Here is an 18,297-nt window from a genome sequence, read left to right on the forward strand (position 1 = left end):
AAACGAACAAATAGAGCAGATAGAATTTGCACTCAACCATCGTCCTAGAAAAACACTAGGTTGGTATACACCGAGTGAAGTTATGGCTGGTTTTTATACTGTTGCACTTGCCGCTTGAATCCGCCAAATAAATAAATTAAACAAAATCAAATTTTTAGGTATTTGTACAACCTAGCCATTAAATACTAGATCGTATCTATAAAAAAACCGCCATGAATGGCGGTTTTCTCAATGACAACTCATGTGTCGCACAATGACAGCATATGTATCGCGTGACGCAGCGCTGTATTACCAGCTCAATGCACCGCCAGTCTGGTAATCGGTTACACGCGTTTCAAAGAAATTCTTCTCTTTACGCAAGTCCATCATCTCAGACATCCATTGGAACGGGTTGTTTACGCCAACAAACTGTTCAGGTAAACCGAGCTGACTTAAACGACGGTTACAGATGAATTTCAAATATTCTTCCATCATACCTGCGTTCATGCCCAATACACCACGTGGCATAGTGTCACGCGCATATTCAATTTCAAGCATCGTGCCTTCAAGAATCATTTGAATCACTTCTTGCTGGAATTCTGCAGTCCACAAGTGTGGGTTCTCAATCTTGATTTGGTTAATCATGTCGATACCAAAGTTCAAGTGCATAGATTCATCGCGTAAAATGTATTGGAATTGCTCTGCAACACCGTTCATTTTGTTACGACGACCCATCGACAAGATTTGGCTGAAACCGCAGTAGAAGAAAATACCTTCAAGTACACAATAGAATGCGATCAAGTTGCGTAGCAAAATTTGGTCGTTTTCAGGTGTACCTGTTTTGAAAGTAGGATCACTTAAAGATTGCGTGTACTTCAAGCCCCATGCTGCTTTACGCGCAACCGATGGTACTTCGCGGTACATATTGAAGACTTCGCCTTCATCCATACCTAAAGATTCGATGCAGTACTGGTAAGCGTGAGTGTGAATCGCTTCTTCAAAGGCTTGACGCAAAATGTACTGGCGGCATTCTGGGTTGGTAATGTGGCGATAAATAGCCAATACCAAGTTATTAGCAACCAATGAGTCTGCAGTAGAGAAGAAACCAAGTGAACGCATAACAATGGTGCGCTCATCTTCAGTTAAACCATTTTCAGACTTCCACAACGCGATGTCGTGGTTCATGTTCACTTCTTGCGGCATCCAGTGGTTTGCACAACCATCTAGATATTTTTGCCATGCCCATTCGTATTTGAACGGTACAAGCTGGTTTAAGTCTGCACGACAGTTGATCATGGCTTTATCATCAACCTGTACGCGAGATGCGCCCATTTCTAGTTCTTCAAGACCAGGTGCAACGTCCAATTGATCTAGAGCGTTAGATGCTCTTGCCAACGGATCGGTTGAATCTGTTGCTCTACTTCTAGGGGCTGCAGCGGGTTGTGCAGCTGCCACAGGCGTCTGTGGTTGCTCTGCATGAGATACCATCTGCGTATCATGCGCTTTTTGCGGCTCGACGGGCGCAGACTTGTGTTCAGGAGCAGCCGGTTTTTGCGAATCATCTTCGAAATCGTCCCAACTTAGGATAGACATATCAATTCTCTCTTCGTTGCTTTATATCTTTTATGGACATCCAGCTACGCTGAGATGTCTTAATATACGCTTAATTTGTGAAAGCAAAATTAAGTTTTGCTCATCTTGGTCTGAAAAATGTACATTCCGACCAATTTGCTCACGACTTATTTTGCTTTCGCTGTTGTTTTGCCGCTTGTACCCAAAAGTAAGCAATTGGTGCGTAAAACAACACTACAAAGGAAACCAGCAAGACCGCGAGTCCTAACATATAGTTGTGGGTCATGTGTGGCATGGTGGATTCCTTTTAAGTTTTATAAAGTGAATCTTAGCCAAAGCTAAGATTCACAGCTAAAGTCATTTTTTAGATGATTTAGTTGGCTTCACGGTTTCAATTACAGTAGTTTTTGGATGTTTTTTAGCATACTCCAAAGTTACGTATTGACCTGTGATTGCACTACGAGCAGCTTTATTAGCCATGACTCAATACCTCACGGATACAAAATCAAGATGACTCTTACTGGCTCAATAGATAATTCAATGTTAGAATCTCTATCGCATTCTCATATGCCAGCCTCGTCGTGACCATCTTGGTATCACTTCGAGGTTGAAAGCCTTCTACGAGTTTTGATCGGCCTGTAGAGGGCTTTTTTATTGCCTAAATTTTTTAAATCTCCTAAATCCCCCTTTTGCAAAGGGGGGTACTCCAGCCATTTGCTTCGAGGAATCCCCCCTCCTTTTAGGAGGGGTTAGGGGAGGTCAAGTGAAGCTTATTGGCATTCTGCTTATGTTAAAAATGTATACATTGGATAAACTTCCTAAATTACAATTAGATACAATAGTATCTACACTAAAAATAGTGAAAAAATGTATACATTTTTTCATGCCAATAAGTGAAGAAACTTTCTTTAATTAAAAAGCACCTTCTACCAACAAGCTTCAGTATCTTGTTTGGAACTAAATAGTGGTTCCATTGCATTGATTATATAGAACACATCATATGGTGTATAGGGTCTTGAAAAAAACTATATATTGTGTTGGTCGATAAATTACACTTTGAGAAAACAATTAAATAACTTGGGCAATGTAGAGTTTTAAACAACTTTCATATAGTAAGAAAGATACGGTGCTCAAATTGTGTCATCTCAAATAATGTATACGAATTGAAAAAACAATAAAAGTAGTAAAGTAATTAAAAAAAGCGATTGATTAAGAAATTTATAGCAATAAAAAAGGACATATTGTATGGGTTGATATGTCCTTAATTAGAATAATGATTTATTGGACACTATAGACCTCTTGCGAAAGTATCGTTTTACCAAATTTTTGAATTGGCTAAAACCTTATAAAATGTAGCTTTGGGCTGTTTAAATTTTGACTAACGCAAGAAGTCTTATGTATGCATCCTAAGCAAAATCGTCAGCTTAATTATTTTTACGATTGAAGCATAACAGTAGGTATATATTGCCTATCTATCCAATCATAAAGTTGAATATCACAAATCCCATTCAAACGATGTCCCAAGACCATCGCAAATACTGAGGGGGCTTTAATAAAGAGATGCAACTTGGACAATTGATTGTTGGATTTGAAAGAAACTAGAGCTGATTTAGTCTCTCTAACTGCAAGATTCAGAGTTTCAATGCTATCAATCACATTGGTGCTTTCTAAATTCAATCTAGGTAATCCTTTTACGTCAAGACTAGCAGATTCGATATCGTTACCTATAGCGGTAGGGAATCCAATAGTAATAATCGCTTCAGTTTTGCCTTGTTGTTCAAAAGGCTCTATTTAAGTAAAAAAATTTCCTTCATGTTGCTGATGATTATTAGTGCGGTAAGAAGTACCGTTATGTTTTCTCCTCAAATTAGAATTCGTGTAAAGAAAATGATCTCAATTGCAAATTTGTTCCGCTTAAAGGAAATAAACGAAGCTGAAGCTTTAGATTCTCTTCTTTCAACGATAGATGGATTTAAGAAGTTCACATAAAACCAATCAGCCTTTGTTCTTCAGCTCAGATATGCGAGCGGGAAACGCCCAAAGCTTCTGATGAATAGCCACCGATTTTGTAGACACCATTTAGTTAGATAATGGCAGAGGACTTTTACAAGTTGGCTGCCTATAATGGATGCTTAACCTCTACTTTTAACTTCGGTTATTTATGGGAGGATTACCCAATTACACCTAAATACTTACTACTTCGATTATTAAATGCATTTAAAGTTCCTTCCAAAATATTAACAGCATGTTGATTTAACTCGTAACTTTCAATAGAACCAGATTTATAATGGATGGAGTAATTATTTTCCCTATCAAAATTAGTATAAATAATTTGCTCTGCATCACATACTATTGCTAGATTAGGGTTATGAGTAACCATAATAATTTGTCTAGTCTTTTTAGCTTCATTAAGAATAGGAACTAACGAGTTTACAACAGTATCGTTATCAAGGTTTTCTTCAGGCTGATCTAGAATGATAGGTGTTTTATCTTTATCTACCAATAAATAGAATATCAATAGCAATGCACCACGTTGTCCAGGAGATAACTTTTCAACTTCTACATTTTGAAAACGTAATGAGTATTTAGATTTAATAAAGTCTAATCCGTATATAAAATTATAAACATCTTTCGGAGTAATATTTTTTTTCACCATCTCAGAGATACCAATCTCCTCATTAGCTTCATTTAATTTATCAATAAGCTGTTCTATAAAATCAATGACTCCTTCCAGTTTTTCTAAATCTTTATCTTGAGATAATTCTTCTAAAGTATGTTTAATCCTATCTGGCGTAAAATCCAATCTACGTTGCAGAATATGAGAAGTTAAATTCTCAAGAAACTCTTCAAAAGAAAAATTTAATTTAGATACAAACTCGAACTTATTCTTTGTATTTATAAAATTATTTTTTTCAATTGATTTCTGAACAGGCTCATAAAGCGACTCTCTTAGTAACTTCTTTGACTCTAAGATTTTATATATTGAGCTTGCGATATTTTTACGCTCATTTTTTTTCTCTGCTAGTTGATTAGGCAAATTATTAAATATTGTAATTTGATGCTGTATCCCATGAAGTGAATCAGGTATAAGTTCATCACCTTCTAACTGTTTTTTCTTCACTTCCCAAGTTTTAAGCACCTCAAGGTAGCTATTATATTTCTTGAATGGCTCTGATAATTCACTATTTATTCTCTGGATAGTTTCATTACACTTCTTAATCGAGGACTCCAATGTACTAATTTCTTTTAATTTGTTAGGGATTTCTTTTTCTAATTCAGCTTTCATACCTAATACTCTTTCCAAATTTGTACTGAACTGAATGATGTTATTTTCAATTCCAAGATTTTCTAAATCTTTACTTATATCCTCATTAAAATCCTCAATATATTTTATTAAAGCATCATTTTTTTCTATTATCTTATTCGTAATTAATATTTTTGCTTGGCTTTCTTTGATATTATCTTTCAAAGTATCAATTTTTTTTGAGAATCCAAGTACTTTTGAATTGACAGATTCCATCTGAATTTTTAAAGCTGATTGCTCTGGAGTTAAGTTTTCACTAGGGCATGGAACTTCAACAGGCTTAATAGATTCATGATCTTGAAGTTCTTGTAGCTTCAATAATCTTTTGTTTTCCAAAAGTTTTCTTACCTTTGGCTGTGATTGAGCTTCGTACGCTTCAATTTCTGAATTTAATTTGTTTAATTTGGCTTTCAATAAAAATAATTGATCATTTAATGAACTTTCTTTTAATTTGATTAATTCTTCAAGATCCGAGCAACCATTTTTTTCTTCCTCTGTTAAATAAGAGAATATAACGGAATTCAATTCTTGTTGAAATTCATTATCTCCATTATCAGGATTACATAGTTTTTCAAAATAAGCTTGAGGTATGTAACGTACTCTTTCAGTACTTTCATGATCAATACTAGCATCTAAAGTTTTTGTATCTTTAGTACCGTTCAACCAAGTTAATGTAGCTTCAAAATCTGATGCAAAACCACCTTTGCCTTTAAATCGTCCTTCTTTAAGGAAGGAAAAGTAATTACTGCTAGATTTAGAGTTCCCTAATAACGAAATAATATCAGCAAGAGCACTTTTTCCACTTCCTTTTTTACCTATTATCGCCACTAAATCATGGCTTAAATTTAATTTAGTTCCATCAATCCACTTGTGATTACACACAGCTGTAGGTTTTTTTACAACTTCAATTTGATCAATAAAGTAACTACCTTTTCCTTTTTTTAACGATTCTTTTTCAGGGACTTCCCCCACATAAATACGATTTTGAGGCTCTAAGGTAGCTTGGATTAGACCAGTAAATGTTGGATCAGCTTTAATCCATGTAAAACAGTTTCCAATTCTATCTTTATCTGATGTTTTTTCTGAAAAATTATGAGCATCACTACAGTCAAGTAATAAATCATTGACGCCATGATCTTGTAATTTCTGCTTAGCTTTATCAAAAGCTTCATAAGATTCTGCTGAAGTGAAAACGATATTTGCCTGATTAATTAGATGTTTTTTGACAGCTATCGAAGCATCAGTCCACTTGAGCTCATCCCATTCTGTTTTTCCAATAGCAATTAAATATTTCCCTTTAAAACAACTTTTATCAAGTACCTCAAGAATTGACTCCGAATGTAAGTTTAAATTATTAAATCCTTCAATTAGATCTGACCCATATTTATGTAATTCTTCATGAGGAACTGATGACTTAATTTGTCGACCCAAATCTTCGACTGATTCTTTTGTAATACTTTGGTGCCATGGTTTTTGTTCTTTTTCTAAAATATATTTCGCTTGTAAGCTATTTAAAAATTGAGATTTTATTTGATCTAAAGGTAAATTTTGTTCATCTGAGAAGATGACATGTAAATTTATGCGATTAAGCTTTTTAAACTCTACACCTGCAAACTCATGTAATCTAAATTCAACTACTGGCAAAATTAAATCAATATTTTTTAGTCTTCCTGAATTTTTTTCTTTTAAAACACGTTCATATCCATCAATAAAGAAATAGTCATTAATACCTATAACTTTAAACTCTTCGGGTAAATTTTCTAAATCCGTTATAAATTTTTCCCAAGTTGCCTCATTATTACCACCATATTTTTGATCAAGAGAAGCAGGCGTGTGTATATGTAAATCCCATTTACGCCATTCTGATCCTTTATTAAACATATTTCCCCCTAAAAAAATAATTAATACAAATTTAAATCTATGCTACTGCTTTATTAAACGCTTCAACCACATTTAAAATATTATCAGCATCACCACCAGTAAACACACCATCAATCCCCTCAAAATGGATTTGACTAAAAGGTGGCTCGTAAAGCTGCTCTGGCTGTAGTGTTCCCCGAATGGTTAAGTGTTCAATGACCATTTCAACAAAACGAATCTGTTTTTCATTATAGGTTGTACCTTGCAAATACTTAGAGAAAGCCGCCTGTACAGCTTGGCGATCCAGTCCAACCAATGAACGAATAAATAATGGTAAACTTTGCTCTGTTCCGAAGCATTCTTCAAACTTTTCTTTGCTTTCAACTTCTTGAGCTTCAAAAACAAATCGCTCAAGCTCTTTTAAATCGGTTGGGGTTAAAGCTAAACCTCGTTTTAATTTGGCAATGGTAATGTGGTTTTCATTAGCTTTAATAAAACTCTCCACACGCTTGCGGTATTGCGCAATATTTACCCCACTTGAAACCACTGGAATATCAACTTCAGTTGCTTCACCGATTTCATCATCTAACATGGAATACACAATCGTAGAGGTTGTTTTTTCAATGAGTTTAACCAAGCCACGGATACGTTTACGCATCGACTCAAGCATAGGGACTGTAATTCCTTCCCAATAGGCTTCAGTTTGTATGTCCTGAATTAACTTAATCTGTGCTGCGACAACAGGAATATTCTCTTTGCTTTCCAGTTTAGAAGCGATTTCAATCACTTTATTCGCATAGGCAAGTACCGCTTTGGCATCCTTATTCAACACAGCAAGTTCAATGTTGTAGCACAACATATCAAACAGCTTGGCTTCTAGTGTTTCTGCTTCTAGTTCATTTGGAAGTTTAGAAATATGTTCTCGCAACGTACCAATAGCAAGATCATCTAAATTGTTCCATGCCTCATCTTTTTGGAATTGCTCAACATACTCAAGCTCATCACGAACAATAAAATTATCTTTGTTCATTGATTTCACTTCAGTTTGTAGGCTTTGTTGTATGTCTTGACGGACGGCTGCCAATTCTTCAGTTTGATAGTCTTGAGCATTCAACAAACTCAAAAGATTTAAACGTGCCTTAAATAGTCGTTGCCCCAAGGGTTCAGCAGTAGATACAGGCGCACCATCAGGATTTTCGTTGAAATATTCAAAGTTTGAGCAGTAATCAAAAATATAGAATTCTTTTTTGTCCATTCCTGGGGCAAAGAGGTCTTTGCAAAGCCGTGTACCACGACCAATCATCTGCATAAACTTCACTTTTGAGCGTACAGCTTTGAAAAAGACGAGGTTGACCACTTCAGGCACATCAATGCCTGTATCGAGCATATCGACAGAAATAGCAATTTGTGGATCAGCCAGCTCTTTCTTACTAAAACTATCAATCAGGCTTTGTGCGTACTTGGTGGAGTGCGTGATCACACGGGCGAACTTACCATCATATTGTGGATAGTTTTTATCAAAGCGTTCTGCAATGAAATTGGCGTGGTTCTGATTGACTGCAAAGATGATAGTTTTACCCAACATATCTCCACCTTCAACCTTGATGCCATTTTCCATCAAGTGCTGCAGCATTTTTTCTACTGTGCCTGTATTAAACAGTTCCTTATTAATTTTTGATGCATTTACTTCTTCAGGTGCATCATCACCGCCCCAATCCAGCTCATTCCAGTGTTCTTTTTCTTCTTCGGACAACTCATTAAATTTCACACCTTCACGCATGAACTTTAAGGGGACTGAAAAGGCTTTAGGTGGAACTAGATAACCATCGGCAATAGCTTGGTCTAAATCGTAATAATCTGTCGGAACACCACTTTCCAAACCAAAAAGTGCATAAGTATCACGGTCTACTTCATCGCGTGGGGTAGCAGTTAAACCAACCAATAAGCTGTCAAAGTATTTAAAAATCTCACCGAATTTTTGGTACACGCTACGATGGGCTTCATCGACAATAATCATGTCAAACATGCCTGTACCGTATTTACGTGTGCCGTCTGCATTCACTTCATCAATCAGTCCCATCATGGTTTGATAGGTAGATAAATACACCCGTCCATTTTGGTTTTTGCTGTCTACTAAATTAACAGGTGCAGAGTCAGGTAAATTTGCTTTAAAAGCATTGGTCGCTTGTACGACCAATGAGGTACGGTCAGCGAGGAATAAAACTTTCTGAACAGCATTGGCTTTCATCAGTACATCAACCAACGCAATTGCGGTACGGGTTTTGCCCGTACCAGTTGCCATAATTAGTAAACCTGCACGTTCTTTACGCTGAAATGCGGCCAAAATCGCTTTAATGGCACGGGTTTGATAATAACGCTCAACAATTTCCGCATTGATCGGAAAGCTCCCCAAATCTGGATTGTTTTTGCGTCTTTCAATTAGGCGTTTTAGTTCAGCCTGCGTGTAAAAACCATGCACCAAACGTGGTGGACCACCTTGCACATCATTCCAGATGCGGGTTTTATAACCGTTGGTGTAGAACATTACAGGACGTTGACCTGTTTGCTGCTCCAAACAATCTGCATAGAGTTTTGCTTGTTGCTGTCCCACTTCAGGGTCAACCGATGTACGTTTAACCTCTACCAAGGCTAAAGGCAAGCCATTGGCATCATACAGTACATAATCGACAGCACCTTTACCTGATGGGCTTGGCATGCCTGTAACTGGAACTTCCTCTCTTGCAGTTGTACCAATCTCCCAACCAGCTTCTTCTAGTAAAAGATCAATTTTTAGTTTGCGGGTTTCGTCTTCTTTGTAGTCGGTATGATCAGGAATCTGACTATTGGCAAGTTTAGCCTGTTCAACTTCAGCACGTTTTTGAGCACGTTCAGCATCAATATTGGCAAGTAGTTTTTCGCGTTCTTCCAAACTTGCAGATAATTCAAACAGCTGTTGTTCACGTTCACGCAAGGCTTTGTGTTGTTCTGCAAATGCTTTTTCTTTGGCTTCTACTTCTTTTTGCAGTTGTTCCTGATTCGCTGCCATTTGCTGTGTTTGGTCAGCATTTGGAATCAGTCTAGGATTGAATAAAATGGTCTGAGAGCGATCTTTTGATGGTGAGCCATAATTACGTTCAAACCAGACATAGATCAGGAACAGATGGCTAATGTGTTTAACTGTTTCTTCAGTCGTCAGTTGTTTGAATTTTTTACCGTGTACCGCACTGTTACCCACCATGCGGATGTTATCCATTTTGTCCCAAATGTAGGGTGGGATAATTTCCTTGAATTTTACATCGGTGATGAGGTTATAGAGCGATGGGTCATAAGGCTGAGTGAGTTTTTTATCGTATTGATATAACCAAAGAACAAGGTTTTCCAGCGATGTTCTTGCTGCAGCAATGGCAAATTGTGGGGAAATATACACAAGCTTTTCAGCTTCTTTTGCAGTGAGTGCTAGCTTGCTAAACTCAGGCTCTAAAAACTGAAAGTTGCTCATGTATATACCCTCAAAATATTTTATAAATTTCCGCTAAATGCTTGGTTTTGTAATGATATAAATAACTGATTTTGTACATCTAGTTGTTTATAAAGCTTTTGTTTTTGATCTTCAATGCTTAAAGCAATTTTAGACCATTTTTCCTGTAACTCTTTTGGTGGAACAGGAACTTCAATGATACTTAGCTTTCCAAGATATAATCCTGCCTGTGCAGCTGTATTTCTGCTATTTAAAATCTTTTGTTGCATATAATCTGAAGCAAGGAGATGTAATAAATATTGCGAAATTACAGAATTATTATCAGGTTTTAAGAGCGCAACACTTCTTGCAAGAGAAAACTCTTCCATATCAGGAACAAGACATAGTTTACCTATTGTTGCTCCGACACATACAATCATTAGATCGCCAAATTCAGGTGAACATCTTTTATAAATTCGTTGGTGATCTTCTTCACTAATGTATGAAACTTCAGTTATATCTAAAGTCATATTTTTAGTGATGTTTCTTGCCATTAAATAAAGTTTTCCTGATTCTAAACGTTCAACAGTTCCATGCTCACCATCAGTAATTTTAGTACAAACTTGTTTTAAGGATTTAATTGGAAATCGATTTTGGTATGTATTAGGATCGCCAAACATATCAATAAACGTGGCTTGTAAAAGCTGATCTAACTTTTCAATCGCTTGCTGACGTTTTTGGCGTAACTCGTCCGCTTGATCTAAAATAGAGGTAATTCGGCGTTGTTCTTCAAGTGGTGGGAGTGGGATTTCTAATTCTTTGAGAAATTTAAAATGTCTACTATATCCAGCATCAGGAATTTTGGCATATCTTAAATAATGATATAAATATTTGGGATCACAGTCATCTTTAGGCTTCAAGACTTTGACACCATCTGCTCCCATTGCAAATGGAAAATCTACAAATTTAATAGCTTTCGTATGATCACCAAAAATTACTACAGGTAAATCAGTACTTTTTACCAAGTACTCTTGATCATTTATGTAACCTGCAATAAATTTTTTACCTTGATCAACAACAGGGTATTGCCCATCAAGCAAAAAAAGTTCTTGGGGAAGCTTTTTATTTCCACCTGATTTATCTTGAACAATATCAGTAAATTTTTTTAATCGTAATGTCACTTAAGCATCTCCTTAAGCGTAACCATTCCTTTTAAAATATCCTGCTCAAGTACTTCTAAATCCGCCAAAATTTTACTTGGTGCTTCATATTCCACTTGCTCATACACCACTTCTTTATAACGGTTAATCGACAAGTCGTAACCATTGGCAGCAATATCGGCTTTATCCACCAAAAAACTTTGCTCAGTCGCTTTACGATCTGCTTCAGCATCCAAATTTTTAAAACGGGCAAGAATGTCAGGAATATTATTATTTTCGTGTTTAGAGGCATCTAGCTCATTACGCTTATCATCTAGCGAATAACCATCTGCCTGCATATCGTAGAACCAGACTTTATCTGTACCACCAGATTCAGTTTTGGTGAAAATCATAATTGCAGTAGAAACACCTGCATACGGCTTGAACACACCAGAAGGCATAGAAATAATCGCCTCAAGCTTTTGTTCTTCTACAATCTTTTTACGCAAATCCTTATGTGCTTTAGATGAGCCGAATAACACCCCATCAGGCACAATAATTGCTGCACGACCACCTGTTTTCAGCAAACGTAAGAACAATGCTAAAAATAGCAATTCAGTCTTTTTGGTTTTAACAATCGCCTGAATATTTTTAGCACAGCTTTCATAATCCAAACTGCCTGCAAATGGAGGATTGGCAAGAATCAAACTAAACTGACTTTCAATATGTGAATGTGCTTCGCTTAAAGAATCACGGTTTTCAATACTTGGATTTTCAACACCGTGCAGCATCATATTCATAGAACCAATACGAAGCATGGTGCTATCAAAGTCATAGCCAAAGAAAGTTTCTTCACTAAAACGCTTTGCTGCTTCAGGTGATGCAAAAATTTCTGTGCTGTGATGTTCATTTAAGTATTCACTTGCAGCAACGAGGAAGCCTGCTGTACCACAAGCAGGGTCGCAAATGGTATCGGTTGGTTTTGGCTGCATCAACTCCACAATCATCTTGATGATATGGCGAGGTGTACGGAATTGACCGTTCTGACCTGCAGATGCAATTTTACCAAGCATGTACTCGTAAATATCACCCTTAGTATCTTTATCATCCATCGGCACTTCAGCCAAGAGATCGACCACTTTCGTTAAAAGTGCAGGTGTAGGAATAGTGAAACGGGCATCCTTCATGTGATGGCTGTATGTGGTGTCATCTTCATTGCCAAGATTTTTAATAAACGGAAAAACTTCATTGGCAATAATATTGTAAAGCTGAGTAGGATCACCCAAGGTAGTGAACTTTGACCAACGCAGATGATCTTGCTCTGGTTTGAACACTGGTTTTTCTATTGTTATTTTTAGACGATTGGCTTTGCGCTCTTTTGTAATCTGAATTTCATCAAGTCGGCGAATGAATAACAAATAGGTCATCTGCTCCATCACTTCGAGTGGGTTAGAAATACCCCCACTCCAAAATGCATTCCAGATTTGGTCAATTTTGCTTTTAATTTCGCCTGTAATCACACCGATGACTCTCAAATTTCTTTGAGGATATTGTGGTAGATATTAATAGAAAAAGCTATTGTAATTAAATGAGATGCGACATGGTTTGGCGTGAGAAATTTAAGGCAATAACTCTTTAGCATCAATCTGAAGCACAGAAGCAAGCTCATAGAGTTTTAAGACAGTGATGTTTACTTCACCACGTTCAATACGACCCAAATAACTACGATCAATTCCACATTGTAATGCTAATGCTTCTTGGCTAATTTTTTTCTCCGCTCTTTTTTTTCGTAATAGTCGACCAATTTCAGTAGATAATTCTGACATTTGAAAAATTTCTCAAAAAACAGAAATATCACCAATTGAGGATTAAACATCCACGGCTTATAATCCTCATTTTCATTATGAAAGAGGTCTAAAATGTTGAAATTGAATATTCCCTTAGCCGAAGATTTCGTTGAAATAATAAAAAACAATGAAATTAAAAATTGGGAATCAAAATGCTTTTGGTTAATTATTAAACAATCAGATCGACCACGCATTTTAAGTATGAAGAGATTACGTGAGCGCATGTACACAGCAATTCAAGTATTATTGAAAAATGATTTTTTGGTAGCACAAAGATCACTATGTAATAAAAGATTATATTTATATAGTGAAACGCCAAAATTAAAAGAACTGCGAAAAAAACTGATTGATATTGATGAAAACAACCCACTATTTACCCAAAAAAACATTATAAACAAAGAGTTAAGCTTTCTAAAAAATCAGGTAGATTTTATTAATGAATTGGCAGTTTCTTACCCTGAATTTTGTGATTCAATTCAAAAATATAAAGAAGAAATTGATTATCAGATTAATTTTTGTGAAGTAAAGATTAAAACAATAAATAGCATTATTAAAATATATAATGGAAGATTATAAAAACCATTATATATAATATTAATATAATAAAAACAATAACTTACAATAAAAAAATGATTGATTAATCCTGAAAAATATTCTATTTTTTCGTCAACATCATTCAAAATTCACCCGATATGATCAAATCGATTCAGCAAGTTAGAGATGAGTTTTCAGCAAATGGAATTTCCATTGCTGAATGGGCAAGAGATAATCATTTTTCTCCAGACCTAGTTTATCGAATTTTAAAGAACAATAGAGTTCCGAAACGCGGTGAAAGCCATAAAATTGCAGTGAAATTGGGTATTAAGGAGCAAAAAAATATGAATTAATTTAAACTTTTAATTATTCTTTTTTAGTGCAGAAAGTATAAAGACCCATGCTGTAACATGAGTCTTTATGGATTTGTCTTTTACTTGAAGGTGCAAGACAAATCAATTCTAAAAGACATTGATGCTTTTATCAATGTTTAGGGTGCTTTCTGCTTTTAATTTTTACTTGATTTTCATTTAAATGAATTAATATGTGCAGTGTAAATTAGTTGCAAAAGTTGTAGATGATGATTCAGGTATTCGTACAGAAATACCAATATTACTTGATCATAATAAAGAACCAATAAAGCCTATAGTTCGATTTCAGACTTACTGCAAAAAAGTGAATTTAAAGTTTAATTATTAACGAAAATTTTTCGTAGAATTGGTTGGTATTGGTCTATCTAGTTCCTCTAGAGTGATTCCCTTATTTGCAGCATTTGTAGCCCAAACAACAAATTTTTCGTTGAGTAGGTTATTGTCATTTTCTAATCTGTTTATGGTTGCTTCTAATTTTTTAATTTTTTCTAAAGCTACTTGTAGTCCCTGATTGCTGAAATTGCTATTCCCATCTCTGTCAGGATTTTCTGTCCATCTTCTTTTATCCCAACTATCTTTGAACCTCGGATGTCTAAGTAAAGCCGCTTTTGTATACTTATGGCCAAGATCTATTTCAAGCATTGCTAAAAATCGGGGCCAGGTCAGTTTTCCAGTCCATCCATCAAGTAACTTTAAAGCAATATCAATTCTTTCTTTAGTTAAACGAGGTGCAGTAGTCATATGATATTTTGATCCTGGGAGATAATTTTAAAATTAGGATTTTAATTTTGCTCTAACGTTCTTACTGCGAAAGCTAAACCAACTTTAGTTTGATGATAGTCTGATGAATCTGCTAGGGTGAACATAGTGTTATTTGGCACACTATCATCCTCCAAAAATGCTTTAATTTTCTGCCAACGCTCTAGTTTAGGTTCATTGACATCAATCCATCTTCTTGCACCTGTATGCCCATCTTGTTCAGCTTCTTTTGCATCAAGTAAGGCTTTTTCAAGTATTTGTACTTGATAAGATGCCTCTCTTCTATGTTTCTCATTACCTTTCATAACGGAAAATTCACCGCAATTTCCACAGTCTTTATCTTTAGGACAGGGGGTGAGAGAATAGTCATGCCGACAGATACCATACTGAGTTATGTGAATTGATCCTAATTCTATTTTTAGGGCTTCCTCGTAACTAATAGAGTTTATTTTGGCAATAGCTTGTGCTTTTTCTTCTAAGCTCCCTGTTTGCTTGATCGCCTCAACCTGATTCTCCAGATCTGTAAAAGCTTCAATAATCGCTTCTTGAGATAAATGATTATAAACATCATTTTGCTTAACACTTTTTCTTCCTGACCAAAATGCAATGAGTTCCTGAGAGAGTGCTTTTGCTTGTGCTAGGGTATTAAGCAAGTGTCTAAATTGGTGTGATGTAACATACATCGGTTTTTCATTAGGAAATTTCTTATCATTTCTACTGAAGATTGTGCGACCGTCAGGGTTGCTTCCTAGTTGTTTATTAATCCTATCAATATCCATGGATTCAGGTACATTCAGAAGTGAATCAGCGGTGGGGCTTAAGATATTTTTAGGTAAAACAAATAATGACTCATGCCAATATTGCTGTGATCTGCCATCAAATATCGGGAATGTTTGAGGTAGTTTGCTAATTATAAAGTGTTCTATTTCATCAAAACTATAAAGATTTACCCAAGGACTTTTTACAAACATTCTACTTTTATCACTAGTCCATCCTATTGGTTTAGAAAATCCATATCTATAAGCATGACATGCTTTAATGGTATTTTCCTTTCCTAGAATTTTGGCAACCTCCCATAAAGTAATTGACTGATTTCTTAAATGTTCAAGATGAGGCGGAAGGTATAATTTATTTGGATTGTCTTTATACCATCGCGCAGCTTCGCGAGCAGGTTTGCCAATTTCAATTAAGTAATTCACAGCATCAGTAGCTAATTCTTCGTATTCTTTATTTACCGCAAATTTGGTTAATGGATCTCCACCTTTCAATGGACGCCATTTTAAACCCATAATTTCTATATCACCTTGAGAAGCCTTTGTGATGCAATCTATGGATAGGGATAATATTTCCGAGCCTCGACTTGGGGCAAACATTGCTAAAGCGACAAAGCAGGTTACTATTTTATCTGGGATATGGTTACTTGAATGATGGATTTCAGCAAGTGCCAAAATTTCCTCTAAATGAGGTATTTTTGATTTACTGCCTTCAGTATGTTCTTTTTGTGTACGATCACTCCTTGCAGGTGCTGTATATGTAATTGTTGTAGACCAATTATAGATCTTTGTATTTATCTGTTTTTTTACAACAATATTATTAATAATCGATTCTAAATTTTTTGCAAAAACCCATGGATCTTTATATTTAGAGCGTAGATAAGATTCTGCCAAGTTTAAAGTATCACTATTTATTTCACTTACACATACAGGATTATTTTGTTCTATTAAGGCAAACTCTAAAGCTTGAATAGCATAAATAATTCGTTTGTATTCGTATAGTTTTTTTTCTCGCATAATTTGGCAAAATACTGCTTTAGCAAAATCAATTAGTGGCTCTGACATGGAAATGTTGATTTCATTTTTAGATGTTGCGTGGTCAGTGACAGAGCGGAAATAAACTTTCTTTGATTTATTATCGTTAATTTTATCTTTTAAAAAACTTGTAATATCCCAAATGTTATCATTCCAGTCATTGTTAGGAAATATAAAGTTTTTTTTGTTTGTTGAAATAAAAAACTCTAAATTTTTTTGAGACTCTGTGTCCTGAGCAGACTTAAAATTTATAACAGTTGTCATTATTTATATCCCGCTTCTACTAGATTAATAATATCTTTAACAGCCTTGATAGCTTGTATATTGATTTCCTTAATTCTTAAGGTCTGCTCTTTGGCTTGGTCTTCGACTAAGTAATCTAAAAGCTTTTCCCATGGTGCATCTATTAATGGCTCAAAATAGGGACACGTTAAACAAGCAATAGGAGCATTTTGATAGCATTTAGCTTGTGTACCACATGAACCGATTGTTTTGCCTGCTAATCTGAAAAAATCAGCAATTGCGGAGTCTTGAAATTTTGCATCATCTAGAGAGGGGATTAATTTTCCCTTGAATGCGTTAGCAAAAAAACCCATTTCTTCATTTAGGGTATCTTGTATTGGTTTTTGTAGCTCTGGCATTGATGCACGGTAGAAACGGATGCAGCTTAAAGAACGGTGGGTTAGCAGTCTTGCAACTTCCTGATCTGAAGCGCCACTTGCTAAAGCTCTTGTTGCAAGGGTATATCTGAATCTATATGCATTTACGGGGATTTTTCCTTCTAACCTTGAAGAATAAGTGTTTAGATCTTCGAAAATCTGTGTAGTTTTATTACTAATTTGGGTTGGATTTAGTTTGAAGAAATTTGAATTTTCATCAGAGGAGGAATACTGCTCTAGATATTTAATTATACAGTCAGCTAAAATTGTTGGTGCTTTCCTAAGAAAATAACCTTGCTCGATTATTCCTTCTCCTTTGGCGAGAGGCATTTTAATCATTACATCTTTATCAATAACTTGTATGTCCTCAAATTTTAAGCGTGATAGTTGGACTGGTCGTGCTCCTGTTGCGATCATGAACCAGCCTAGTGTGTAATCTTTTAAGCTGATAATATTTTTACTGAATGCCAAGTTGAATTCTGAATGTATGCTTTCTAACTCTTGTAAGGTAAACGCACCTTTTTCTGGATCATTTGCTATTAGTTTAAAATAAGCAGGATTTCTTTCTTCCCATTTAATAGTATTCTCTAAAAAATCTTTGAATTCTGTATCTATTAAATGAGGATAATATTTTGATAAACGTCTTAGTATCGGCGTTATAAAAGCAGTATAAGAGGGATTAATCATCTGAAGTGATTGTAAGGATGATAAATCTAGTATTTCATGATGAGCTTTATTCTCAATATGCATCCAATCTTCAAATGCATATAGAATAGTTGAAATATATCTGATTGAGTGAGTTGATAATAAATCTGCAATAATATTTGAAAAAGCATGATGAACTTTTGATTTTTCAGAAAATATACCAAAATTCAACTTGATTTTAAGTTGATCATGATTTTCTAGTTCATAATCAGAAAATAGTCTTGCATTTATTTGTCTTCCATCAAGTAATATTACAGTTCGTTCTGTAATTGGATTTTCTTTTTCAATGAGATCGTTTTGCAT

The 18,297-nt window shown here is 35.3% G+C and carries 13 protein-coding genes and 2 pseudogenes; 3 read left to right on the forward strand and 12 right to left on the reverse strand.

Annotated elements, in window-relative coordinates:
• Positions 1–118, forward strand: a pseudogene (locus FTV52_RS11830) (IS30 family transposase); the annotation flags it as partial.
• 170 nt (positions 119–288) lie between these two features.
• Here FTV52_RS11830 and FTV52_RS11835 read toward each other — a convergent pair.
• The 9 genes and pseudogenes from FTV52_RS11835 to FTV52_RS11865 form a co-directional block, all read right to left on the reverse strand.
• Positions 289–1,572: a ribonucleotide-diphosphate reductase subunit beta gene (locus FTV52_RS11835; protein WP_154320991.1), complete on the reverse strand. Its 1,284-nt coding sequence runs from the start codon at positions 1,570–1,572 to the stop codon at positions 289–291.
• A 139-nt stretch (positions 1,573–1,711) separates the two neighbouring features.
• The gene (locus FTV52_RS14855; RefSeq protein ID WP_004972322.1) at positions 1,712–1,846 is read right to left on the reverse strand and encodes a hypothetical protein; all 135 of its coding nucleotides are present in this window, start codon (positions 1,844–1,846) and stop codon (positions 1,712–1,714) included.
• Between the two features lie 62 nt (positions 1,847–1,908).
• A complete protein-coding gene (locus FTV52_RS14760; RefSeq protein ID WP_257220019.1) occupies positions 1,909–2,031 on the reverse strand; it encodes a hypothetical protein in 123 nt (40 codons plus the stop codon).
• 954 nt (positions 2,032–2,985) lie between these two features.
• Positions 2,986–3,411 (reverse strand): annotated as a pseudogene (locus FTV52_RS11840) (SAVED domain-containing protein); the annotation flags it as partial.
• Positions 3,412–3,721: 310 nt separating this feature from the next.
• Entirely contained in the window at positions 3,722–6,736 is a 3,015-nt protein-coding gene (locus FTV52_RS11845; RefSeq protein ID WP_179990863.1) for a TrlF family AAA-like ATPase, read from the reverse strand.
• A 37-nt stretch (positions 6,737–6,773) separates the two neighbouring features.
• Entirely contained in the window at positions 6,774–10,214 is a 3,441-nt protein-coding gene (locus FTV52_RS11850; protein ID WP_179990864.1) for a DEAD/DEAH box helicase family protein, read from the reverse strand.
• Between the two features lie 20 nt (positions 10,215–10,234).
• Complete coding sequence (locus FTV52_RS14860) at positions 10,235–11,353, reverse strand: restriction endonuclease subunit S (protein WP_179990865.1); 1,119 nt, start codon at positions 11,351–11,353, stop codon at positions 10,235–10,237.
• Positions 11,350–12,831, reverse strand: coding sequence for a class I SAM-dependent DNA methyltransferase (locus FTV52_RS11860; RefSeq protein WP_179990866.1), 1,482 nt, complete (start codon positions 12,829–12,831; stop codon positions 11,350–11,352). Before FTV52_RS11860 ends, FTV52_RS14860 begins: the two co-directional genes overlap by 4 nt.
• Before the next feature lie 99 nt (positions 12,832–12,930).
• Entirely contained in the window at positions 12,931–13,137 is a 207-nt protein-coding gene (locus tag FTV52_RS11865) for a helix-turn-helix domain-containing protein (protein WP_179990867.1), read from the reverse strand.
• Positions 13,138–13,230: 93 nt separating this feature from the next.
• Between FTV52_RS11865 and FTV52_RS11870 the strand changes: the two genes are divergently transcribed.
• Both FTV52_RS11870 and FTV52_RS11875 read left to right on the forward strand, forming a co-directional pair.
• Positions 13,231–13,734: a hypothetical protein gene (locus FTV52_RS11870; RefSeq protein ID WP_179990868.1), complete on the forward strand. Its 504-nt coding sequence runs from the start codon at positions 13,231–13,233 to the stop codon at positions 13,732–13,734.
• A 116-nt stretch (positions 13,735–13,850) separates the two neighbouring features.
• Positions 13,851–14,045: a DNA-binding protein gene (locus tag FTV52_RS11875; protein ID WP_179990869.1), complete on the forward strand. Its 195-nt coding sequence runs from the start codon at positions 13,851–13,853 to the stop codon at positions 14,043–14,045.
• A gap of 342 nt (positions 14,046–14,387) precedes the next feature.
• Here the strand turns inward: FTV52_RS11875 and FTV52_RS11880 are convergent, their stop codons facing one another.
• The 3 genes from FTV52_RS11880 to FTV52_RS11890 are packed head-to-tail and all read right to left on the reverse strand — an operon-like array spanning position 14,388 to position 18,297.
• Entirely contained in the window at positions 14,388–14,804 is a 417-nt protein-coding gene (locus FTV52_RS11880) for a hypothetical protein (RefSeq protein ID WP_179990870.1), read from the reverse strand.
• Between the two features lie 41 nt (positions 14,805–14,845).
• Positions 14,846–16,894 carry a hypothetical protein gene (locus tag FTV52_RS11885; RefSeq protein WP_179990871.1) on the reverse strand — a complete coding sequence of 683 codons (2,049 nt, stop codon included), beginning with the start codon at positions 16,892–16,894 and terminating at the stop codon, positions 14,846–14,848.
• Entirely contained in the window at positions 16,894–18,297 is a 1,404-nt protein-coding gene (locus FTV52_RS11890) for a tyrosine-type recombinase/integrase (protein WP_179990872.1), read from the reverse strand. The genes FTV52_RS11885 and FTV52_RS11890 overlap by 1 nt, the downstream gene beginning before the upstream one ends.

It is taken from the genome of Acinetobacter sp. YH1901141 (genome assembly GCF_013416935.1).
GTDB classification, from domain to species: domain Bacteria; phylum Pseudomonadota; class Gammaproteobacteria; order Pseudomonadales; family Moraxellaceae; genus Acinetobacter; species Acinetobacter towneri.

Excerpts from the sequence above, each read along its gene's own strand:
- FTV52_RS11880 (WP_179990870.1), bottom strand. The coding sequence starts at position 14,804 with ATGACTACTGCACCTCGTTTAACTAAAGAAAGAATTGATATTGCTTTA.
- FTV52_RS14760 (WP_257220019.1), bottom strand. The coding sequence starts at position 2,031 with ATGGCTAATAAAGCTGCTCGTAGTGCAATCACAGGTCAATACGTAACT.
- FTV52_RS11850 (WP_179990864.1), bottom strand. The coding sequence starts at position 10,214 with ATGAGCAACTTTCAGTTTTTAGAGCCTGAGTTTAGCAAGCTAGCACTC.
- FTV52_RS11865 (WP_179990867.1), bottom strand. The coding sequence starts at position 13,137 with ATGTCAGAATTATCTACTGAAATTGGTCGACTATTACGAAAAAAAAGA.
- FTV52_RS11885 (WP_179990871.1), bottom strand. The coding sequence starts at position 16,894 with ATGACAACTGTTATAAATTTTAAGTCTGCTCAGGACACAGAGTCTCAA.
- FTV52_RS11835 (WP_154320991.1), bottom strand. The coding sequence starts at position 1,572 with ATGTCTATCCTAAGTTGGGACGATTTCGAAGATGATTCGCAAAAACCG.
- FTV52_RS14855 (WP_004972322.1), bottom strand. The coding sequence starts at position 1,846 with ATGCCACACATGACCCACAACTATATGTTAGGACTCGCGGTCTTGCTG.
- FTV52_RS11890 (WP_179990872.1), bottom strand. The coding sequence starts at position 18,297 with ATGCAAAACGATCTCATTGAAAAAGAAAATCCAATTACAGAACGAACT.
- FTV52_RS11845 (WP_179990863.1), bottom strand. The coding sequence starts at position 6,736 with ATGTTTAATAAAGGATCAGAATGGCGTAAATGGGATTTACATATACAC.
- FTV52_RS11870 (WP_179990868.1), top strand. The coding sequence starts at position 13,231 with ATGTTGAAATTGAATATTCCCTTAGCCGAAGATTTCGTTGAAATAATA.
- FTV52_RS11875 (WP_179990869.1), top strand. The coding sequence starts at position 13,851 with ATGATCAAATCGATTCAGCAAGTTAGAGATGAGTTTTCAGCAAATGGA.